Origin of the sequence: Shinella sp. (assembly GCF_052438155.1) — a bacterium.
Taxonomy (GTDB): Bacteria; Pseudomonadota; Alphaproteobacteria; order Rhizobiales; family Rhizobiaceae; genus Shinella.
Genome location: NZ_JBQVPI010000001.1, coordinates 219,300 through 241,479 on the forward strand (window position 1 = coordinate 219,300; position 22,180 = coordinate 241,479).

The window sequence follows — 22,180 nt, forward strand, 5'->3', positions numbered from 1 at the left end:
ATTCTTTCATGGCAAACAGTTTTGATCTTAGTCCGTTTCGTCATGATGGGTCCGTTTGGTTTTTGACCCGGCTCTCGTTTGACCGGTTCGCCTATCGTCCGGAAAATCCTTGTTTGCCCGTTTACGCTCCCCTGGGTGCGCGTTACATCTGGCCTATCGAAACAGAAGCCGGAGCGCGAACGCATGGCGAAGACCCACAAGAAGGCCGAGGATTGGTGGCGCGGCGCGGTGATCTATCAGGTCTATCCCCGCTCGTTCCAGGATACGACCGGCGATGGCATGGGGGATCTTCGCGGCGTGACGAAGCGGCTCGGGCACATTGCCTCGCTCGGCGTCGATGCGATCTGGCTGTCACCATTCTTCAAGTCGCCGATGGGGGATATGGGCTATGACGTTTCGGACTATTGCGATGTCGACCCGATGTTCGGAACGCTCGCCGATTTCGACGCCATGCTGGCGGAGGCTCACCGCCTCGGCCTAAAGATCATCATCGACCAGGTGATCTCGCACACATCCGACCAGCATCAATGGTTCGTGGAGAGCCGGTCCAGCCGTTCGAACCCCAAGGCGGACTGGTATGTCTGGGCCGAACCGAAGCCGGACGGCACGGCGCCCAACAACTGGCTGTCGATCTTCGGCGGCCCAGGCTGGGAATGGGACGGCGTGCGCAAGCAATATTACATGCACAACTTCCTGACCTCGCAGCCGGATCTCAACTTCCACAATCCGGATGTGCAGGACGCGCTTTTGAAGACCGTGCGCTTCTGGCTCGACCGCGGGGTGGATGGCTTCCGCCTCGATACGGTGAACTTCTACTTCCACGACAAGAAGCTGCGCGACAACCCGCCCCATGAGCCGGACCCCGACGGGATCGGCCTCGATGCGCCAGACGTCAACCCCTATGGCATGCAGACGCATCGCTACGACAAGACGCAGCCGGAGAATGTCGGCTTCCTGAAACGTTTCCGGGCGCTGCTGGACGAGTACAAGGGGCGCATGACGGTCGGCGAGGTGGGCGACGGCGCGCGCTCGCTGAAGACGGTCGCCGAGTACACGAGCGGCGGTGACAAGCTGAACATGTGTTACACGTTCGACCTGCTCGGGCCGGATTTCACTGCCGATCATGTGCGCAAATGCGTGCAGAGTTTTCAGAAAGCGGTGACGGACGGCTGGGTTTGCTGGGCTTTCTCCAACCACGACGTCAACCGCCATATCAGCCGCTTCATCAAGACATCGGAGGAGCGCGAGCGCGTTGCCAAGCTGGCGATCACCCTGCTTTCCACCTTGCGTGGCTCGATCTGCCTCTACCAGGGCGAAGAGCTCGGCCTGACCGAAGCCGACCTCGCCTTCGAGGATCTGCGCGATCCCTACGGCATCCGCTTCTGGCCGGCCTTCAAGGGCCGCGACGGATGCCGCACGCCGATGCCCTGGCAGCACAACGAGGCCCATGCCGGCTTCAGCACGGGAAAACCCTGGCTGCCCGTGCCGGAGGATCACGCCCGCCACGCCGTGGACACGCAGGAAAAGGTCTCCGGCTCCGTGCTCAACCACTACCGTGCGACGCTTGCCTTCCGGAAGGCGCACGGCGCGCTTTACGACGGCGACATGGCCTTCCTGCACTCAAACCAGGACATCCTGGCCTTCACCCGTGAGAAGGGCGGCGAAAAACTGCTCTTCGTCTTCAACCTGACGCGGGAAAAGGCCGAATTCGTGCCAGCGAAATCACTGAAACTCGGCGAGCCGCTACCGGTGCCCGGCTTCGGCGCAAAGCTGAAGGACGGGACGATCGAGCTGGACGGGCTGGATATGGCGTGTGTGCGGCTTTGAAGGTTCGGCGCCCGGGCGCTTGGATTGCGCACCGGGAGAAACGGTTCTCTCACCCGATCAGCGCAAAGCGGTCCACATCCACCATGCCCTTGTCCGAAATCTTCAGGTGCGGGATGACGGGCAGCGGCAGGAAGGCGAGTTGCAGGAAGGGTTCTTCCAGCGTCGCGCCCAGCGCGAAGGCGGCCTGGCGCAGGTGGTGCAGCGTGTCGCGGACCGTCTCGTAGGGTTCGAGGCTCATCAGGCCGGCGACGGGCAGCGCGATTTCGCCGGTCACCTTGCCGTCCTCCACCACGACGAAGCCGCCCTTGATTTCGCCCAGGCGATTGGCGGCGAGCGCCATGTCGTCCTCGTCGACGCCGACGACGCAGATATTGTGGCTGTCGTGGCCGACCGTCGAGGCAATGGCGCCCTTCTTCAGCCCGAAACCCTGAACGAAGCCGTTGGCATGGTTGCCGTTCTTGCCGTGACGCTCGATGACGGCGACCTTGATGATGTCCTGCGCGAGGTCGATGGTCGTCTGGTTGCCCTTGGCGGGCAGGCGGTAGCGGCGGTGCTCGGTGATGATCTTGCCCGGCAGCACGCCCATGACCGGCGTTTCGCCATCCGTGACGGGGACTGCGAAATGGGCGGCAGAGACGGGCCGCGCCTTGACGCTGTCGAGGCCGACGGGTGCCACGGGCTTGCGGGTCGCGAAGAGCGCGTCATCGACCTTCCGCCCGCCCGAGAACACGATCTCCGCCTTGCAGTTTTCCAGCGTGTCGATGACGACGAGGTCGGCACGCCAGCCGGGTGCGACGAGGCCGCGATCCTTCAGCCCGAAGGCCTTGGCGGCGGAAATCGAGGCGGCACGATAGACGGCGAGCGGCGCGCGGCCGTGGCCGATCGCGGTGCGGATCATATAGTCGAGATGGCCCTGTTCGGCGATGTCGAGCGGGTTTCGGTCGTCCGTGCACAGCGCGATGAAGGGCGAGAGGCGTTCGGTCAGGAGCGGCAGAAGCGCCAGCAGGTCCTTGGAGACCGAGCCTTCGCGCACGAGGATGTGCATGCCCTTGCGAATCTTTTCCAGCGCCTCCTCGGCGGTTGTGCATTCATGTTCCGTGCGGATGCCGGCGGAGAGGTAGCCGTTGAGATCGTTACCGCGCAGCAGCGGCGCATGGCCATCGATATGGCCGCCCTGGAAGGCCTCCAGCTTGGCGAGACAGATCGGATCCTTGTGGATGACGCCCGGGAAATTCATGAATTCCGCAAGGCCTACGACCTTCGGGTGATGGCGGAAGGGCAGCAGGCGCTCGATCGGCAGGTCCGCGCCTGATGTCTCCAGATGCGTGGCTGGCACGCAACTCGACAGTTGTACGCGGATATCCATGATGGTTTCGAGCGCGCTGTCGAGGAAGAATTCGATGCCCTCGGTGCCGAGTACGTTGGCGATCTCGTGCGGATCGCAGATCACCGTCGTCACGCCATAGGGCAACACGCAACGATCGAATTCATGCGGCGTGACCAGCGAGGATTCGATGTGCAGATGGGTATCGATGAAGCCGGGCACGACGATGCGGCCGGAAATGTCGATTTCGGTGCGGCCCTCGTAGTCGCCGCAGGTGCCGACGATCCGGTCGCCCGAAATCGCGATATCCGAGGCGACGAGTTCACCCGTCACGAGATCGAAGAACTGCCCGCCCTTCAGCACGATATCGGCGGGTTCGCGGCCGGTTCCCTGATCGATGAAGCGTTCCAAGTCGGTCATGGCAAAGTCTCCGAATCCTTTTGGGAGACTCTAGCGGTGTCGCGGAAAGAGGGAAGGGCCGATGCGGTGAAACTTCAGACCGGGAACGTCACGGTGAAGGCGAAACGCCTGCTTTCGCCGGCTGAAAGCACGGTCGTGTAGGGCCGATCCTTCAATTCGCGCGAGCCGCCGGATTCCGCCGCCGTGCCATGCCAGGGCTCGATGCAGAGGAAGGGGGCGCCGGGCTTGGTCCAGAGTGCAAGGTTCGGCAGGTTTTCGAAATGGAATTTCAGCGCCGGTCCACCCTCGGCTTGGTAGGTCAGGCCGTCTCCTGCGCCTTCGGGGAAAACCAGCGCGTCGTTTTCGAACTGGCTGTGCGCAAGCACGAGCCGGCCTTTGTCGAAGGGTGAAGCTTCCCGAACCTGGGACAGCAGGCCGCTTTCCAGCGGCTGGCGCTTTGGTTCGGTGCCATTGTCGAGCGTTACCACATGCGGCTTGCCGTCGCCACCCGGCAGCGGCCAGAGGAAGGCGGGGTGGAAGCCGCAACCGAAAGGCATCGGGACATCGCCGTGATTTTCCACTTCGGCGGCGACGGTGAGGGTCGGGCCATCGAGGCTGTGCTCGACGGACAGCCGGAAGTCGAACGGATAGGCAGCGCGGGTGTCGTCTGTGGCTTCCAGCGTGTAGCGGCAGAGGGTTTCCGTCGCAGCGGCCAGCGAAAACTCCCGCCGCCGGGCAAGACCGTGCTGCGGCATGGAATAGGCTTTGCCGTCGATCAGCAGCGTATCGTCCGGTGCCTTGCCGACGATCGGGAAGAGCACCGGCGAGCGCCCGGTCCAGAAGGTGGCGTCGCCGTTCCACAGCCAGTTCGCTCCATCCTGTGTCGTGATCGCCTGCATTTCTGCGCCGAATGAGGAGACGTCGATGGAAAGGACGTGGTTCGCGATGCGGGTGATGGTCGGCATGGTCTGGTCCCCATGGTTTCTGCGCGGCACAATAGCCCCGAAACCGGGTGGGCTTGCAAGCGCTATCCCGACGCGGCTAGGTATCGGCAATCGCGTGGCAAGCAGAGGAATGGATGCAGGTATCCCCTATCATACGACCGGCCGAGGCTTCCGAGATTGGTGCCCTTGCGCAACTGTGGCACGCCGGCTGGCAGGATGCACATGCGGCGGTACTTCCCGCTGAGCTTGCCCGCCTGCGCACGCTCCAGAGTTTTGCGGAGCGCCTGCAGGGCATGCTTCCCGATGTGCGGGTTATCGGTGATTTCGGCGCACCGCTCGGCTTCTGCGCCATCAAGCACGATGAGCTGGACCAGCTGTTCGTCGCGCCGGAGGGGCGGGGTACGGGCATGGCGGCGGCGCTCATGGCGGATGCTGAACAGCGTCTTGCCGCGCATGGCGTGACGACGGCCTGGCTTGCCTGCGCGATCGGCAATCATCGGGCCGCGCGCTTCTATGAGAAATGCGGATGGACGCTCGCCGGCACCGTCGTCAACCGGCTGGACACGATCGAGGGGCCGTTCGATCTGGAGATTTGGCGCTACGAAAAGACGCTTCCACCCGCGGCTTAACGGTTGCTGGCGAGAGGGTGCCGCCCTATGCTGGGTGCATGAACCGGAACGACGCGGCAGGCCCGATCATCGTCTTCGATGTGGAGTGCATTCTCTGCACGGCCAATGCACAATTCGTGCTCAAGCATGACCACAACAGACATTTCCGTCTCGCCTCCATGCAGAAGGAGGTGGGGGCAGCCCTCTATCGCCGCTTCGGCATCGATCCGGCCAATCCGGAATCGATGATCGTCGTTGCGGGTGATCGGCTGTTCAGGGACAGCGATGCGGTGCTGGCGATCTATGCCGGCCTCGACTGGCCCTGGAAGGCGGTTTCCCTGCTACGCGCCATCCCGCGTTTCCTGCGCGATCCCGTCTATCGCTGGCTCGCGCGCAATCGCTATCGTTTTTTCGGGCGGCGCGAAGTGTGTTGGGTGCCGTCGCCGGGTGATGCGGATCGGATGCTGTGAAAAGCGTCATCGTGCTGGGCGGTTACGGCGGCTTTGGCGCGCGGCTTTCGAAACGGCTGGCGGCGGATGGCTGGGCGGTGCTGGTCGCCGGCCGGAATGCCGCAGCGGCGGAACGTCTTGCCGCGGAATTGCCCAATGCCCGGCCGTTGGTCGTGGATCGGAATGGCGATCTTCGCCCTGTCCTCCAAGCGGTTCGCCCCTTCCTGCTGATCGATGCGGCCGGCCCCTTCCAGGGGAGCGGCTACCAGGTCGCGGAAGCCTGCATCGCTTGCGGCGTGCATTACACCGATCTGGCGGATGCCCGCGATTTCGTCTGCGGCATCGGACGGCTGGACGAAGCGGCACAGGCGGCAGGCGTTGCGATGGTGTCCGGTGGCTCCAGCGTACCGGCGCTGTCCGGTGCCGTGATCGCGGAACTGTCCCGCGGCATGGAGGAGGTCTGCTCGGTCGAAACCTCGATCAGCGCGTCCAACCGTGCAACGGCGGGCGCCTCGGTTGCGGCAGCGATCCTGAGTTATGTCGGCAAGCCCGTGCGTCTCTGGCATGGCCGGCGTTGGCGGCAGGAAACGGGCTGGCATCGGCTTCATGTTCAGGACTGCCGCGTTCCCGGCCGCGCGCCGATCCGGCGGCTGGTGGCGCTGGCGGATGTGCCGGACCACGATATCGTTCCGAGTGCCGTTCCCGGAAAGCCGGCGACCACGTTTCGCGCCGGGCCGGAATTCGCCGTTCAGCTTCTGACGCTCTGGCTCCTCAGCTGGCCGGTGAAATGGGGCTGGGTCCGCTCGCTGTCACCCTTTGCGCGGTGGCTTTTGCCGCTTCAGAAGCTGAGTGCAGGCCTCGGCACCGATCGGTCGGCCATGGCGATCGAGGTCAAGGGCATATCGGAGGGCGAACCGGTGGTGCGCCGCTGGACGCTGATTGCCGAGGAGGGGGACGGGCCGGAAATCCCGACCATTGCCGCCCATGCGCTCGCAAACGCCCTTGCTGCCGGGCGGCTGGCGCCCGGTGCGCGCCACGCGGCGGGCCAGGTGACGCTCGAAGACTTCAATCCGCATTTCGACGGGCTTGCCATTTTCCGGACGGTCGAAAATCGGCCCTACGTACCGCTTTACCGCCGCGTCATCGGGCCGGCCTATACGGTCATGCCGAAACCCGTCCGCGACATGCACGATATCGTCGGCGATGCAGGCGCTTGCGGGCGCGGGAAGGTGCAACGGGGTGGCTCGCTTCTTGCCCGCTTTGTCTGCGCCGTCATGCGTTTCCCGCCGGAAGGTGAGCACGACCAGCACGTCTCCTTCGCGGAGCGCAACGGCGTCGAGCGCTGGACACGGGACTTTGCTGGCCATGCCTTCACAAGCGAGCTGAGCCAGCGCGGCGACCGTCTCGTCGAGCGATTCGGCCCGATGCGGTTTTCTTTCGACCTGCCCTCCGATGCATCCGGCCTGACGATGGTGATGCGAGGCTGGTCCATGCTTGGCATTCCGATGCCGTTGCGGCTCGCGCCACGCAGTGAGGCGCGGGAATGGGCGGAGGGGGAGGATTTCTGCTTCGACGTGCCGATCGCATTGCCGGGTATCGGCACGGTCGTGCATTATTCCGGCCGCCTTCGGCGGATTTGACCGCCCAAACGAAAATGGCGGCCGAAGCCGCCATTCGCAATCTACCGGATGGATCGGGTCAGATATTGTTCTGCAACACCTCGCGCAGCTTGCCGAACAGTTCGTCGATATGGTGCTTCTCGATGATGAGCGGCGGGGAGAGCGCGATGATATCGCCGGTCGTGCGGATGAGCAGGCCCTTTTCGTAGGCCTTGAGGAAGGCGTTGAAGGCGCGCTTGGTCGGCTCGCCGGCGATGGGGGCGAGTTCGACGGCGCCGATCAGGCCAACATTGCGGACATCGATGACATTCGGGCAATCCTTCAGCGAATGCAGGCCGTCTTCCCAGTAGGAGGCAAGCTCGCTGGCGCGGGTCAGCAGGCCTTCTTCCTTGTAGGTGTCGAGCGTGCCGAGGGCTGCGGCGCAGGCGATCGGGTTGCCGGAATAGGTGTAACCGTGCATGAACTCGATCATGTGCTCCGGGCCGTTCATGAAGGCATCATGGATCTCGGAGGTGACGAAGACGGCGCCCATCGGCACCACGCCGTTGGTGAGGCCCTTGGCAGTGGTGATGATATCCGGCTTCACGTCGAAATACTGCGCGGCGAACGGCGCGCCGAGGCGGCCGAAACCGGTGATGACTTCGTCGAAAATCAGCAGAATGCCGTGCTGCGTGCAGATTTCACGCAGCTTCTGCAGGTAACCCTTCGGCGGGATGAGCACGCCGGTGGAGCCGGCGACCGGCTCGACGATGACGGCCGCGATGGTGGAGGCGTCATGCAGGGTGATGATGCGCTGGAGTTCGCTGGCAATGTCGCCGCCATGCTCCGGCTCGCCGCGGGTGAAGGCGTTCTTGTCCGGGAAATGGGTGTGCGGCATGTGGTCGACGCCCGTCAGCAACGTGCCGAACATCTTGCGGTTGGACACGATGCCGCCAACGGAAATTCCGCCGAAGTTGACGCCGTGGTAGCCACGCTCGCGGCCGATCAGGCGGAAACGCGATCCGTCACCCTTGGCGCGGTGATAGGCGAGCGCGACCTTCAGCGCGGTCTCGACCGATTCCGAGCCGGAATTGGTGTAGAGGACGTGGTTCATGCCCTCGGGCGCAATATCGACGAGGCGGTTGGCAAGCTCGAACGCCTTGGGATGGCCGAGCTGGAAGGCGGGTGCATAGTCGAGTTCGCCGGCCTGTTCGCGGATCGCCTCGGTGATCTTGGGGCGGCAATGGCCGGCATTGACGCACCAGAGACCGGCGGTGCCATCGAGCACCTGGCGACCGTCATGGGTTGTGTAATACATGTCCTTGGCGCCGACGAAGAGGCGCGGCTCCTTCTTGAACTGCCGGTTTGCCGTGAACGGCATCCAGAAGGCGCGCAGATCGTTGGGGGTGTTGAGGCGGTTGGACATGCGGTCTCTCCATGGCCTTTTGAATGCGGGGGCCGTCCCGGCTGACAATGCGGATGGTTGGATTTTTACCCGGTGGTCAAAGTATCAAGGCGTCTTATGTCGTCAAGACGATGATTCCACGCAAAACGCCCCGGAGGATTATCCGGGGCGTTACGAATCAGGGAATTTCTGCGCCATTCAGGCGATGCGGAGCTTCTTTTCCGCGTGGCCATGGCTGGCGGCAGCGTTGTAGATGTGATCGAGCGAATCGAGGATGGTCAAAACGGCGTCCGATTTGCTCGAATAGTAGATCGTCTGGGCATCGCGACGGGTGGTCACGAGGTTTTGCGCGCGCAGTTTCGACAGGTGCTGCGACAGGGCCGACTGGCTGAGGCCGACCTGGTTTGCCAGCGCTCCGACGGCGATCTCGCCATCGATCAGCACCTTCAGAATGAGCAGGCGTTTCGGGTTTGCCATGGCGGAGAGAAAGTTCGATGCAACTTCGGCCTGCGCATGTTCTGCGTCTGAAATCTTGTCCATCTGAAACTCCTTCGGGCGCTTCCGCTTCAAATCATATGATTTTATGTTAATCCACTTGTTAGCATATAAACAAAACCCCCTTCATCAAGAGCCAGAAATGGGGGTATGCTGCACGCATAGCGGTAAAAACATGCCGCGATCGCGGAAAGCGTCCAGGCGGACGGTTGCGGAAACGCCGGTTATTCAGCCGGTCGCCCTTGTTTCTTTAAGTAAACGCGCAAGCTCGCTGCGAAGTTCCGCGGCCTGATCAAGTTCGCGTGAAAACTCCAATCGCTTCAATTTGTCACCGCTTGCGAGGTCGATACCGGCGGCATCGAGGCCGACAATGGTCCACTCGCCGTCTTTTGCACCGCAATAGTGGCGGGCATAGATGCCGGCGGCTTCCGCATGGTCGCTGTTCATGTGTTCGATGGCGCCGGTTTCCATGTCAGCGAGCGCGCCGCGGGCGGCCGAGTGAATCAGCAGGTCGTCGGCGGTGAGCACGAAAGCCTTGCCGAAGCCGCCGTTGAGATGGGCGCGCAGCGGCATGAGCCGGAAGAAGGCGAAATCGGGGAAATCGACATAGAGCTTTGCCTTGGGATGACGGCGGACGAATCGCTCGCGCAACGCCGTATGTGCGTCGCTGTCGCGCGCGACCTCTTCGGCCTCGCAGATGACCGTCAGGCGCGGATGGGCAAGTGGATCGCCCTTGCCGGGCTCGCCGGCGAGCAGCGAGGCGCGGGGATCGCGGCGCAACGCCTGGGTGTGGACGGAAAGCGCCGAGACGAGGATGAACGGTGTGCCGTCCGTATCGGTGCCGGTCAGCGTGCGGCTGGCGAAGGGCGCGCCGCTTTCTGGCTCGATGACTGCGAGTGCGCAGCTCCGGGCCGAGCGCAGCAGGGTGCGGGCGAGGCGACGCGCGTCGTCGTCGGTTTCGCGCAGAACGCTTGGTTTATCCTTCTCGGCCATCATGCTTGCTCCGGTCGTCTTTCCAAATGAAAAAGGCAGCGCCCGTTTTAGGCGCTGCCTTATCTAGTCCGATCAGAGCGGTCTGTCAGCCGCGACGACGGTGCCGCGTCAATCCGGTCACGACATCCTGTGCGCTGATTGTGCCGATCACCGTGCCGTTTTCGACGACACCGACATTGCCGGGCGTGCGCGACATGGCGTCCAGGATGTCGACGAGCGGGGTCTCCCGTGTCGCGGTTGCCGTTACGCCGCCATTGGCGGAGGCGCCCTGCTGCATGACGTCCTGCGCCGTCAGCATGGTGATCGGGTTCATGTTCTGCACGAAATCCGCGACATACTGGTTTGCCGGGTTTTTCACGATATCCTGCGGCGTGCCGCACTGGATGATCCGCCCGCCCTCCATGATGGCGATGCGGTTGCCGATGCGGAAGGCCTCGTCGAGATCGTGGCTGACGAAGAGGATGGTCTTTTTCAGCCGGCGCTGGAATTCCAGCAACTCGTCCTGCAGGCGCGTGCGGATCAGCGGGTCGAGGGCCGAGAACGGCTCGTCCATGAGCAGGATCGGCGCGCCCGTTGCAAAGGCGCGGGCGAGGCCGACGCGCTGCTGCATGCCGCCCGACAGCTCGTTCACCTTGCGGTCCGCCCACTTGGCGAGGTTGACGAGTTCGAGCTGTTCGGCAACGCGGGCTTTGCGCTCGGCATCCGGCACGCCGGCAAGCTCGAGGCCGAAGCCGACATTGTCGGCGACGGTGCGCCAGGGCAGCAGCGCGAACTGCTGGAACACCATGGAGACGGTGTGCATGCGGAAGTCGCGCAGCGCCTTGGGCGTCGATGCATAGGGGTTCACGCTGCCGCTGCCGGCCTTCACCTGCACATCGCCGCGCACCACGGGGGCAAGCCCGTTGACGGCGCGAAGAAGCGTCGACTTGCCGGAGCCGGACAGGCCCATCAGCACGAGGATCTCGCCCTCGGTGATCGACAGCGTGGCATCGGCGACGCCGAGCACGAGGCCGGTTTCCGCGCCGATCTCATCGCGCGATTTGCCCGCATCGGCCATCGCCAGTGCCTTCTGCGGGCTGTCGCCGAAGATGATGGAGACGTTCTTGAAGACGACGGATTCAGTCATCATGCGTCTCCATCGTCGGAGGAGCGGAAGAGGCGGTCGAGGATGATCGCCAGGATCACGATACAGAGACCGGCCTCGAAGCCCATGGAGATGTTCACGGTGTTGAGCGCGCGCACCACCGGAACGCCAAGACCCTTGGCGCCGACGAGGGCGGCGATGACCACCATCGACAGCGAGAGCATGATGGTCTGGGTGAGGCCGGCCATGATCTGCGGCGTGGCAAAGGGCAGTTCCACCTTGCGCAGCACCTGGCTTGGCGTTGCGCCGAAGGCCTGGGCCGCTTCGACCAGCGAAGGCGGCGTCGAAATGATGCCGAGGCGGGTGAGGCGGATCGGCGCCGGGATCGCGAAGATCACCGTTGCGATCAGGCCGGGCACCATGCCGAGGCCGAAGAGAATGAGCGCGGGGATCAGGTACACGAAGGTCGGGATCGTCTGCATGAGATCGAGGATCGGTCGCAGGATCGAGTAGAACCACGGCCGGCGCGCGGCGGCGATGCCGAGCGGCACGCCGACGACCATGCTGACGCCGGTCGCTGCCAGCACGAGCGCCAGCGTCTCCGTCGTTTCCTTCCAGTAGCCCTGGTTCACGATGAGCAGCAGGCCGAGGAAGGTGAAGACCGCGACGCCCACCGACCGGCGGAAATGCCAGCTAGCGGCCGTGACGAGCAGGATGAACGCTATCGCATACCCGAACTTGCCGCCGGCGCTGGAGAAGGGGCCTTGCAGCACGAAGAGCACGGCATCGATGCCGGCCTGCAGGAAGACCTTGAGGAAATCGAACAGTCCCTTGCCATTCGTCGTCAGCCAGCTGACGGCTTCCTTGGCGATCGGGCCGATCGGAATTTTTGAGACGGTAAGCCAATCCACGAGAGTATGTCCCTGGCTGGAGTTCGACGATGCACGACTAGGCTCTGCAATTTGCGGCAAGCGAAAGCGTTGCACACTTTTACTGGACTTGCAGTATCCGGAGGCAAGAAGGGCGGGAAAGTTTCCTCCCCGCCCTATTTTGGCCTATTAGAGACCGAGTGCCGTTTTCACGGCCGGCAGGGCCTCGCCGCTGCCGTCCTTGGTGGTTACGCCCGCAAGCCACGGTTCGATGGCTGCAGGGTTCGCCTTGATCCATTCGGTCGCTGCCGTTTCCGGATCCTTGCCGTCGTTCAGGATCTTGCCCATGACCTGGTTTTCCATCTCCAGCGAGAACTTGAGGTTCTGCAGGAATTTGCCGACGTTCGGGCATTCGGCGGTGTAGCCCTTGCGCACGTTGGTGTAGATCGTCGCGCCGCCGAAGTTCGGGCCGAACACGTCGTCGCCGCCGGTCAGGTAGGTGAGCTTGAAGTTGGCGTTCATCGGGTGCGGCTCCCAGCCGAGGAAGACGACCGGGGTGCCTTCCTGCTCGGCGCGGGCGACTTCCGCCAGCATGCCCTGTTCGGACGATTCGACGACTTCGAAGCCGGTGAGGCCGAACTTGTCGCCGGAAACCATGTCGATGATCAGGCGGTTGCCGTCATTGCCCGGCTCGATGCCGTAGATCTTGTTGCCGAGCGCTTCCTTCTGCTTGGCGATGTCGGCGAAGTCCTTGATGCCGAGTTCGGCGCCCTTGGCATTGGTCGCGAGCGTGTACTTCGCGCCCTCAAGGTTTTCGCGTACGGTCTCGACCGAGCCGTCCTCGCGGAATGGCTTGATGTCGGCTTCCATGGTCGGCATCCAGTTGCCGAGGAAGACGTCGATATCCTTGTTGCTGAGCGAGGTGTAGGTGACCGGAACGGAGAGCACGGTGATGTCCGTTTCGTAGCCGAGGTTCTTCAGGACGACGGTCGCGGTTGCGGTCGTGGCGGTAATGTCCGTCCAGCCGACATCCGAGAAACGAACCTTGCCACAGCTCTCCGCTTCGGCGGCCGAAACGTTGGCGGCGCCAAGTGCGAGGACGGATACGGCGGCGGCAAGAAAGGTCTTCAGTGGTGATGCAGTCTTCATTATATTGCTCCCCTTATAATTGGTTGTTTAGCCAATCATCAAAACGATATGCTTTCAAGCGTCTTGGCGTAGCCGGAAGCTGCTGAATCGTCCAATTAATTTCACGGCTGTTCGCAATTGTGCACGTGAATGTCGCAATGGATGGGCCGCGCTGTTTTCTGTGGTTTTCCGCTCTTTCCGGCTGGAAAATTGCGCCTTCCCGCGTCATGAGGCGGAGACGGAGAAAATCATGGCCAAGCTCTATTTCAGTTACGCGACGATGAATGCCGGCAAGTCCACATTGCTGTTGCAGGCGTCCTACAACTATCGTGAGCGCGGCATGCGCACGGCGATCTTCATCGCCTCCTTCGATGATCGCGCCGGCCAGGGCCGCATCTCCTCGCGCATCGGGCTGACGTCGGATGCCATCGCGTTCGACAACACGGACGATCTCTACCGCCACATCGAAGAACTGAAGGGCAACGGCGAGGGAGACATCGCCTGCGTCTTCGTCGACGAGGCGCAGTTCCTCTCCGAAGAGCAGGTCTGGCAGCTTGCCCGCGTCGCCGACCGGCTGCACATTCCCGTCATGGCCTATGGCCTGCGCACGGATTTTCAGGGCAAGCTCTTCCCCGGCTCGCAGGCGCTGCTCGCCATCGCCGATGAAATGCGCGAGGTGCGCACCATCTGCCATTGCGGCCGCAAGGCGACGATGGTCGTCAGGCTCGGCGCGGACGGCAAGGTGGTGAAAGAAGGCGCGCAGGTGGAAATCGGCGGCAACGACAAGTACGTTTCCTTTTGCCGTCGCCACTGGGACGACATCATGACCGCCGATTGACGGCGGTGTTGGGCGGCGAAAGGACGGACGATGAAACATCCTCTTGCACTGACGGCCGCCTTCCTCTGTCTTGCCGCCCCCGCGCTTGCGGAGGGTGATGCCATTGCGGGCAAGACGGTCTTCAAGAAATGTGCGCCCTGCCATTCGACGGAACAGGTCAACCGTGTCGGGCCGACGCTCGCCGGTATCATCGGCCGTCCGGTCGCGACCATCGAGGACTACAACTATTCTCCGGCGATGCGGGCCTTTACCGAAGGCGGCAGGGTGTGGAGCGAGGCGCAGATCGCGGAATATCTGATGGCGCCCAAGGCCATGGTGCCCGGCACCCGCATGACCTTCGCGGGGCTGCGGAAGATCGAGGATATCGCCAATCTTATCGCCTACCTGAAGAATCCGGCTTCGGAGTAGCTCCACCGGGAAAATTTCACGGGTGACCTTGCGAGTGGTCCGGTTCGTCCCACATGTTGTTCGGCAACGACGCCGGGCAGGTTCCTATCTGTCTGAAATCGTATAGTGTTGCTGCGATGGAATAAATCGGACGGCGCAGACGTCTGCCGTGGAGAGTTTTAAGGGGACAAGGCATGGCCACACTTCAGAACTTCGATGCGGAAATCGAGAAGACGCGCAGCGTCGTGAACCAGATGCGCAGCAAGATGGATCAGTCGAGCACCGTACTCGACCAGTTCGCCAAGGCGGACACCAAGCTCGGCGACGTCAATTTCGACATCGAGAACGCCCGTATCTCGGATGTCATCAACCAGCAGAAGGTGATGGAAGGCAACATCGCCGACCTCATCATCGGCCTCGAAGACGCGACCAACATTTTTGGTACCGAATTCGAGAGCATGAAGAGCTATACGGGTTACGAAAAGTTCATCGGCATCTTCTCCAAGCAGAAGATGCAGCGCATGCGCACCGACCGCGTGCGCAACATGTCGCTCGCCGGCAATCTCCAGGAACTGCTCTCCAAGTCCGACACGATCGTCGGCATCCTGAAAGAGCAGAAGTCGATCCTCGACCAGCGCTACAAGACCTCCGAGGCGAGCCTCATTCAGGTCATCGAGCGCCGCAAGGGCACGATGGTGAACCTTGAGGCGACGCAGAAGCGCATCGAGGAATTGAACCCGCTCCTCATGGACCTTGAAAACCGCATCGCCGCCTCGACCGACCAGAAGAGCCGCACGGACCTTGAGGGCGAGCGTTCGGCGCTGGCGACCGAATACAACATGATGCAGGCGAAGGAGCAGGAGCTTCTGGCCGAAAGCCAGACGCTGGAGCGCTACACCTCGATGTTCCAGACCTTCGTCGATTCGCTGAACAACCAGATCGCCGCGCAGAACACGCTGATCAACAAGCTGACGATCGATACCGAGCAGCGCATCGTGCTCTACAAGGCGCTGGAGGATTCGTTGAAGACGGCCGCCCAGCAGGACGTCGCGCACAAGATCAACACGCTCGGTTCGCAGGTCGATACCGCCGCGGAAGAAACCATGGCCGGCATCGGCTCGGCGGCGCAGCGCCATATCGGCGACCTTCTCGAAATGCACGAGAAGAACATGCTGTCGACCCAGGACATCCAGCGCCGCAAGAAGCTCGCCGACGACGCCTTTGCTCGGAGATTCCAGGCGGTCATGGACAAGCACAACACTGCGAACTATGTGAAGCAGTGATAGTCTGCATGCCGAGGTCGCGTATCGTGTCACCCCCCTCTGCCCTGCCGGGCATCTCCCCCACAAGGGGAGAGATCGGCAAGCGGTGCAGACACTGCATCCAGCGCGACGTCAATCATCGGCGAGGCGTTCGCCCCATCCAATCTCCCCCCGTGTGGGGGAGATGCCCGGCAGGGCAGAGGGGGGTATTGCCCGCATACACGGGTAATGGGGTATCTGCCCAATGAACGTCCCCGCCGACAGCGCCATCGCGCAGTATTTCTCGACCATCCGCTCCGCCCTCGGCGGTCTTGAAATCTTCCTGGCAGATCGCAATTCGCCGCTCTACCGCAACAGCGTGGTGGGTGAGGTCGTCGTGCCCTATCTGGCGCGGCTGAAGGCCTCGTTTGCCTGCTGGGAAAACCGCATCGGCTTCGTCCAGCAGTTCCGCGTCTCGCGGGCGGAAAGCGGATTTCCGGTGTTCCAGAACGTGCTGGAGCTGGAAAATGACCGGCAGAGCGCGGAAAAACGCCTCGCGGCCATTCCGAATGCCGATCAGCTTCGCGGCGAGATGGCGGATTTCATCCTGCGCCAGAAGGCCTTCCCGACCGATCTCCAGTCACGCATGGCCGAGCGGCTCTATCTCGAGCAGATCGGCAAGGGCGACATTTTTTCACCCTTCGTACTGCCGGAGACCATCCGGGTGGCGGTCAACCCGAAGACCATGCGGCCCTACTATGTCGTCTGCTGGGGTGCCTTCGATGGCACGGCGACGCTGCCGATGGTCTATATGGCGACGATCGAGGATTCGAGCGAGAGTGTCGTCAAGATGCTGGTCGGGCGGGACGGCAAGCTCAATCCGGAGGTGGATATTCCGCTGCCGGTCGGCGGCCTGCTCAACCCGGAGCTTGCCAGCCGCTTCGACGATTTCACGCTGAAGAACAGCGCCTATTCGCTGACGCCGGTGACGATCGCCACCAATCTCGACAAGGATTTCCCGACGTTGCATCCCAAGCAGTTGCGCCGCATTGTGCTCGGGCCGTTCTATTCGGCGGGCATCACCGAGAACAACGAGCGGGTCAACGAAATCCTCTCCAAGGTGCGCAAGCCGGAGAATGCCTGGCTGCTCACCTGGACGGTGCAGGAGGTGTTCTCCAAGGCCGAGCGTCCGGCGCAGAAGGGTTTCTGGAGTTCCACCCCGGCGCAGGAGGAATTCCACATCGAGACCGACGACCTCGAAGCCGCCCGCATGGGCGTCAGCGCGTATGAAAAACATGCGCTTGTGCCGCATGATGCCTATCAGGCGCTGTACGCGGCCGGCGAGACCGCCGGCATCTTCGGCGCCTACAAGGTGCATGTGATTTCCGGAAACCAGGTGATCAGCGAGGGCTAATTCATGAGCCTCAATGCCGGACTGACGACGATCCACGAAGACGATATCGCCAAGCATCAGGCCATGGCGCAGAGCCTCGTCACCAAGCTCGTCATCCTCGAAAGCGAGGACGGCAAGAGCGGTACGGCGCTCGCCGGCACCGGGCGACGCTTCGTCTCCACTGTCTCCACCGCTGGCACCCGGCGCACGCGCGAAGTGGAGCTGGCAAAGACCATCCAGTCGGTGCGTGCCGCCGATCCGCTGCTTTCGCCGCAGCAGCATGCCGTGCTTTTCCGCGCGCGGCGTGGCGTGCAGGTGGCGCTGGCGGTGACGGACGCGTTTTCCCGCCAGACCAATCTCGAAGGCCTGCAATCGCGCAACCTCGCTTCGCCGTTGGCTGGCGACGAGGCAAATCAGTTCAAGGCGCTGCTCGCCGCATCCGCCTACATCGCCGCCTTCACATTCGCCGCCTATCTCGGCGCGACGCTGCCGGGCGAGGGCGAACCGGTGGAGGATGGCGGTGAGCCGGACTATCTGTTCGACACGCCGCAGGATGCGCTGAAGAGCATGGTCGCCGGTCTCGACCGCACCATCGCCGGCGCGCCGGACGATGCGGCGCTCATCAGCCGGGCGCGCGCCTTTTCGCGGGTTGCCATCGAGGGCCTGATCGGCCGCAGGGCGCGCTTCACCGGCCTCGCCGGTTTCGAGAACGCCCATATCCGCATCGAGCAGGACGATTTTACGCTGTCCGGCTTCGACGTGGCGCCGGGGCAGAAGCGCAAGCCGCTCGTCATGACCTTCAAGAAGCCGGAAGAGATCATCGGCAACCATATCGCCAAATACCAGGCGATGAAGCTTGCAAAGATGCTCGTCGCCTACGATTTCGACCGGCAGCTCAACCCGTTCGTCGAACTTGGCGGCTTCCTCTTCACCTTCATCGGCGACGGTATGCCGGGCACCGGCAAGACGATCCTCATCCAGATGCTTGCCGGGCTCGTCAACGATTACTGCGAGATCGCCGGCTACGCCTTCCACTACGAGAATTTCGGCGTCGATCAGATTTCCTCCTATCAGGGCAAGTCCGGCCAGAACTGCAAGGAATTCGTCAACAACGTCATCAACCCTAAGGCGATCGGCTTCGGTACGATCGACGACGTGGACCAAGTGGCCGCCAAGCGCTCCGACGACCGGGCATCGGCCGGCCAGCACGAAGTGACGGCGGTGCTGATGGAGAGCTTCGCCGGCGCATCCACGGTCATCCGCGGCAACTGCACCTTCGGGATGTTCTCCAACTATCCGGAGAATGTCGACGATGCGCTGCGCCAGCGCGCCGGCGCCCGCTGGCTGGTGGACGGGCCGCAAACAGAAGACGATTACATCGACATTTTTGCCATGCTGGTCGGCAAGAACCATTCGATCCCGCTCGGCGAGCACAAGCTATTCGAAGGGCAGGAAATCAAGCGCGCTGTTTCCACCTCTTATGAGCAGCATGCCAGGCCGCAGGAAGACGGTCTTCTCGCCGTCTGGGAAGCGCATGAGAAGGAGCACGGCGCGGTCAAGTCGCTCGCCGATGTCGGCGCGTACCTCCACCGCATCAAGATCGCCGAGCCGCGCTTCACCGGCCGCGCCATCAAGAACATCACCGACGCGATCAAGATGCGCGCCATGGACGTGGACCTGCCGGACGACTGGTTCGCCACGCCGCAAGCCTTCATGCACAAGGGCTACGACGAGAAGAAGGCGATGATCGAGGAGCTGCGCGGGCCGATCTCGATGGAGATGGTTCTCCAGGAGATCAACCGCTACGCCGACTCGGAATTCCGCTACACCGACAAATCCGACGACGCTGCCGTCACCGACATCATCCGCCGCGAACGCCAGCGCGAAAAGGCGATCCGCGAGATGGAGACGATGAAAGCGGAGGGGCGGTGGTAAAAGGGAAGAATTAGCTGACAGCGAATTCTGTTGCCTGTTCCGGTGGCGAGGCTTAGTGTCTATGAAACAGGTTGTCTTCCATGCCCCTGCCTTGCGGACGCTCGCACGGATACCGAGAAACGAGGCCGATAGGATCAGACGGAAAATTTATCAGTATGCGACTGATCCAGAAACGTTGAAGGCCAACGTAAAGAAGCTCCAGGGACGGATTGGTTTCAGATTGCGAGTCGGAAACTGGCGCGTGATCTTTGACGAAAACGGCAACGTACTCGATGTACTCGAAGTCGACAGCCGTGGAAGCATTTACTGAGGGAGCGTGTGATGAACAAGGTAACCAAGTTTACCACGCCAAGCGGTGACGAGATGGTCGTGCTCGCGCGCGCCGAATATGACGCGCTCGTCGAAATGGCGGAAATGCTTGAAGACGTGGCCGCCTATGACGAAGCCAAGCGGCGCATTGCGGAAGGCGACGACCTTCGGGTTCCCTCCGAGTTCGTCGACCGACTGATCGACGGGGAAAGTCCGATCCGTGTCTGGCGCGACTTCCGCGGCATGACGAGCAAGGATCTGGCGAAGGCGATCGGAGTCAGCGCAGGCTATCTTTCCGAGATCGAGACCGGGAAGAAGGAAGGCAGCATTTCGGTTTTCAGGAGCATCGCCAAGACGCTTCGCGTCGATCTCGACGACCTCTTCTGGGGCGAAGACAGCAAACGGCCGGTAAACGAATGATCTACGACGCATGAAACGCCTCCTCGAAGCCGAATTGATTTATGGCCGGTTGCTGCCGGTCGATGAGCCGCATCTGGTCGAGCGCTACAACAAGGCGCTGGACGGGTTCGGCATGCGGCGCACCGCGCTCACCAGCTTCCGCATCGACATGACCGGGTTTTCGCCGGAAATCGCGGATGAACTGGGGGACCGGGATTATCTCGATCCGAACCGGGTCAACCGGCGCTTCGTCATCATGACGCCGGAGCAGGTGAACCTGCCGGTGGTGCATACGAGCTTTTCCAACACCGCCGCGCTGATGCACGAGTTCTTCTCGGCCAATGCGCGGGCGATCAATGCGATCACCATCCGCGATGCGCTCTATGGCGAGATCGAGGACTCGGTGTCTGTCGTCAACGACATCGACGACCTGCTGTCGATCAACGAGGTGCGCTTCAAGGTGCTGTCGGCCGAGGACATGCTTGGCAAGGCGGGTGAACTGCGCAGTCTGGTCGATCGGCTGAAGACGGTGCCGAATGCCTGGTCGGACGATGTGATGCTCAATCGCATGGTCGAGCTTGCCAAGCAGACCGGCGACATCCGGCAGAACGCATTGGTGCCCGACCAACTGGTTTTCCGGCACGAGGCCTACTGGGCGAACCATTTCGGTGGCGTCTATGTTTTCCTCGACGACAAGACGACGACGGTGATCTGCGATCCGACCGTGCCCGGTTTCCGGCGCTCGCGGCCGTGGCAGGTGAGCTATATCGCGCTCGACGATCACAAGCGCATCTTCGAATTCCTCGCCTCGACCAAGCGGCTCGAGCTGCCGCGTGCCTCCTGGGTGGATCAGTCCGGCCTGTTCCAGCACCGTGCGGAGATGACCATCCTCAACCTCGTCAATCAGGGTGACCCGACGACGGACCTCGAGAAGGCCGACCGCATCTGGCTGCAGACATGGATGCATCGCAACGCCGCGCTTGTTGCGCGCGACGGCACCTATCCTTTCCTGCAGGAAGCGATCCGCACGGTGGCCGCTACAGGCGAGATCAAAATCAACGAGGCAGCGCCGGAGCGGCGCTTTCAGCTTGTACGCGCCGCCCCCGACCATCCGGACCAGTGGCTGGTCAACCGGCTGATTTCACAGATGGTTCCCTATGACTTCGTTTCCCGCTTCGTCTTCGACAAGCAGGGTTTTTACGCGGCTTACGAGCAATACAGCGAAAAGTTCCGCGCCTATGTTGTTGCGACGTTGACGCGGACCTATCTGCAAGACAAGGCTGGCTTCCGCCGCAAACTTTACGGCATCAGAGAGGACGACACCAATGCTTGACCCGATCGTCGCGTTTTTCCAACGCATCTTCGCGGCCATTGGCCGAGGCATCGGTCTGGTGATCGCCTGGATTCTGTGGCCGTTCATCACGGTGGCGAACTGGTATCGCGCGCGCAGCTGGATCATCAAGGGGCCGATCGGTATCGGGCTTCTCGTCCTCTTCGGGCTTTACGCCTATTTCATCTGGCAGACCCAGATGTGGACCGGTTTCGACCCGGATTATGCGAACCGCTACAATCTCGCCCAGCGCAAGCAGGAAACAGCCTCCACCGACACTGCGACGACCACAACCACGACAACGCCCGCGACGGGCGAAGTCGTGGAGCCGGAGCCGAAAACCTGCGTTCGCTCGGCGATCGTCGATGTCACGGCGGATCTGATCAACTTCAACGTCAACCAGAATGCCTGGATTTCGTCGATGCTGCTCTACAAGCTCGGGCTGTTCGGACTGGATTGGGACAGCACGCCGTGGTTCGACAACAAGGCCTCGTTCCAGCGCGGCGTCAACCAGGCGATCCGGCGCACGTCCGTGGAACTCGTCGATTCGCTCGGCCGCGTGCGCGGCACGTCCGGCATCAATGCGGATCTCCAGCGCGCCCGCGGCAATATCCAGTTCGATGAGGAGACCTGGTATTTCGGCTCGGATTCGCTGCTACCGAAGACGCCGACGCCGAACTATTATCGCACGGCGATGGTGGACCTGCGCAAGTTCAACACCTCGCTCGAGTCCTGCGACGCGATCTTCGATAGCCGCTCGGACAACCTGATCGAGTTCCTCGACCGCATCGCCAACGATATCGGCTCCACCTCGGCGATCATCCGCGAGCGCTCGGAGTTCCACAATGGCGGCTGGTTCGACACGCGGGCAGACGATCGCTTCTGGTTCGCCTACGGCCAGCTCTACGGCTACTATGGCATTCTGTCGGCCGCCGGTACGGATTTCGATGCGGTGATCAAAGCACGCGGAATTGAGCCGCTCTGGGTGGAGACCATCAAGCAGCTCCGGTCTGCGTTGAACATCCAGCCGGCCATCATCTCGAACGGTCGCGAGGACGGCTGGATCATGCCGACGCATCTGGCCACGATGGGCTTCTATATCCTGCGCGTGCGCTCGAACCTCGTCGAGATGCGCGACGTGCTGGCGCGGTAATTCAGGAAAGGCTTTTAAACCGGCGCGCGTACACGAAACGCGCGCCGGTTTCATTTTGGACGCAAATTTGTA

The 22,180-nt window shown here is 62.3% G+C and carries 21 protein-coding genes; 13 read left to right on the forward strand and 8 right to left on the reverse strand.

From position 1 onward, the window contains the following. Positions 1–183: 183 nt before the first annotated feature. Positions 184–1,827, forward strand: coding sequence for a beta-galactosidase BglA (gene bglA / locus ACT6VE_RS01005; protein WP_444796767.1), 1,644 nt, complete (start codon positions 184–186; stop codon positions 1,825–1,827). A gap of 49 nt (positions 1,828–1,876) precedes the next feature. On the opposite strand, the gene ade is transcribed toward bglA, so the two are convergent. Next, positions 1,877–3,571, reverse strand: a complete 1,695-nt coding sequence (gene ade / locus ACT6VE_RS01010; RefSeq protein WP_444796768.1) for an adenine deaminase — start codon at positions 3,569–3,571, stop codon at positions 1,877–1,879. A 74-nt stretch (positions 3,572–3,645) separates the two neighbouring features. Then, positions 3,646–4,515, reverse strand: coding sequence for an aldose 1-epimerase family protein (locus ACT6VE_RS01015; RefSeq protein WP_444796769.1), 870 nt, complete (start codon positions 4,513–4,515; stop codon positions 3,646–3,648). Between the two features lie 113 nt (positions 4,516–4,628). Between ACT6VE_RS01015 and ACT6VE_RS01020 the strand changes: the two genes are divergently transcribed. Genes ACT6VE_RS01020 through ACT6VE_RS01030 form a run of 3 tightly spaced genes read left to right on the forward strand, consistent with a single transcriptional unit; the run spans position 4,629 to position 7,191 of the window. Next, entirely contained in the window at positions 4,629–5,123 is a 495-nt protein-coding gene (locus ACT6VE_RS01020; RefSeq protein WP_444796770.1) for a GNAT family N-acetyltransferase, read from the forward strand. 38 nt (positions 5,124–5,161) lie between these two features. After that, positions 5,162–5,572: a thiol-disulfide oxidoreductase DCC family protein gene (locus ACT6VE_RS01025; protein ID WP_444796771.1), complete on the forward strand. Its 411-nt coding sequence runs from the start codon at positions 5,162–5,164 to the stop codon at positions 5,570–5,572. Further along, on the forward strand, positions 5,569–7,191 hold the full coding sequence (locus ACT6VE_RS01030; protein ID WP_444796772.1) for an SDR family NAD(P)-dependent oxidoreductase: 1,623 nt from the start codon (positions 5,569–5,571) through the stop codon (positions 7,189–7,191). Before ACT6VE_RS01025 ends, ACT6VE_RS01030 begins: the two co-directional genes overlap by 4 nt. 58 nt (positions 7,192–7,249) lie before the next feature. On the opposite strand, the gene ACT6VE_RS01035 is transcribed toward ACT6VE_RS01030, so the two are convergent. The 6 genes from ACT6VE_RS01035 to ACT6VE_RS01060 form a co-directional block, all read right to left on the reverse strand. Then, positions 7,250–8,575, reverse strand: coding sequence for an aspartate aminotransferase family protein (locus ACT6VE_RS01035; protein WP_444796773.1), 1,326 nt, complete (start codon positions 8,573–8,575; stop codon positions 7,250–7,252). Between the two features lie 177 nt (positions 8,576–8,752). Continuing rightward, on the reverse strand, positions 8,753–9,094 hold the full coding sequence (locus tag ACT6VE_RS01040; RefSeq protein WP_444796774.1) for an ArsR/SmtB family transcription factor: 342 nt from the start codon (positions 9,092–9,094) through the stop codon (positions 8,753–8,755). 183 nt (positions 9,095–9,277) lie between these two features. Further along, on the reverse strand, positions 9,278–10,042 hold the full coding sequence (locus ACT6VE_RS01045; RefSeq protein WP_444796775.1) for a HugZ family pyridoxamine 5'-phosphate oxidase: 765 nt from the start codon (positions 10,040–10,042) through the stop codon (positions 9,278–9,280). Positions 10,043–10,127: 85 nt separating this feature from the next. Continuing rightward, positions 10,128–11,168 (reverse strand): choline ABC transporter ATP-binding protein, encoded by a 1,041-nt coding sequence (choV, locus tag ACT6VE_RS01050; protein WP_069058022.1) that lies wholly within the window; start codon positions 11,166–11,168, stop codon positions 10,128–10,130. Continuing rightward, positions 11,168–12,037, reverse strand: a complete 870-nt coding sequence (choW, locus tag ACT6VE_RS01055) for a choline ABC transporter permease subunit (RefSeq protein ID WP_444796776.1) — start codon at positions 12,035–12,037, stop codon at positions 11,168–11,170. The genes choV and choW overlap by 1 nt, the downstream gene beginning before the upstream one ends. Before the next feature lie 147 nt (positions 12,038–12,184). Then, positions 12,185–13,144: a choline ABC transporter substrate-binding protein gene (locus ACT6VE_RS01060; RefSeq protein WP_444796777.1), complete on the reverse strand. Its 960-nt coding sequence runs from the start codon at positions 13,142–13,144 to the stop codon at positions 12,185–12,187. Between the two features lie 229 nt (positions 13,145–13,373). Here ACT6VE_RS01060 and ACT6VE_RS01065 point away from each other — a divergent pair, with 229 nt between their 5' ends. The 9 genes from ACT6VE_RS01065 (at position 13,374) to ACT6VE_RS01105 (ending at position 22,108) form a co-directional block, all read left to right on the forward strand. Next, entirely contained in the window at positions 13,374–13,961 is a 588-nt protein-coding gene (locus tag ACT6VE_RS01065) for a thymidine kinase (protein WP_444796778.1), read from the forward strand. A gap of 30 nt (positions 13,962–13,991) precedes the next feature. Next, the gene (locus tag ACT6VE_RS01070) at positions 13,992–14,369 is read left to right on the forward strand and encodes a c-type cytochrome (protein WP_444796779.1); all 378 of its coding nucleotides are present in this window, start codon (positions 13,992–13,994) and stop codon (positions 14,367–14,369) included. Positions 14,370–14,542: 173 nt separating this feature from the next. Further along, the gene (locus ACT6VE_RS01075) at positions 14,543–15,631 is read left to right on the forward strand and encodes a hypothetical protein (RefSeq protein WP_444796780.1); all 1,089 of its coding nucleotides are present in this window, start codon (positions 14,543–14,545) and stop codon (positions 15,629–15,631) included. Positions 15,632–15,854: 223 nt separating this feature from the next. Continuing rightward, a complete protein-coding gene (locus tag ACT6VE_RS01080; RefSeq protein WP_444796781.1) occupies positions 15,855–17,003 on the forward strand; it encodes a hypothetical protein in 1,149 nt (382 codons plus the stop codon). A gap of 3 nt (positions 17,004–17,006) precedes the next feature. After that, entirely contained in the window at positions 17,007–18,917 is a 1,911-nt protein-coding gene (locus ACT6VE_RS01085) for an AAA family ATPase (protein ID WP_444796782.1), read from the forward strand. A gap of 61 nt (positions 18,918–18,978) precedes the next feature. Beyond that, positions 18,979–19,227, forward strand: a complete 249-nt coding sequence (locus tag ACT6VE_RS01090; RefSeq protein WP_069058030.1) for a type II toxin-antitoxin system RelE family toxin — start codon at positions 18,979–18,981, stop codon at positions 19,225–19,227. Between the two features lie 11 nt (positions 19,228–19,238). Further along, complete coding sequence (locus ACT6VE_RS01095) at positions 19,239–19,646, forward strand: helix-turn-helix transcriptional regulator (protein ID WP_444796783.1); 408 nt, start codon at positions 19,239–19,241, stop codon at positions 19,644–19,646. Positions 19,647–19,656: 10 nt separating this feature from the next. Further along, a complete protein-coding gene (locus tag ACT6VE_RS01100; RefSeq protein WP_069058032.1) occupies positions 19,657–20,958 on the forward strand; it encodes a DUF6638 family protein in 1,302 nt (433 codons plus the stop codon). Then, entirely contained in the window at positions 20,951–22,108 is a 1,158-nt protein-coding gene (locus ACT6VE_RS01105) for a DUF2333 family protein (protein WP_444796784.1), read from the forward strand. The genes ACT6VE_RS01100 and ACT6VE_RS01105 overlap by 8 nt, the downstream gene beginning before the upstream one ends. Positions 22,109–22,180 lie beyond the last annotated feature (72 nt).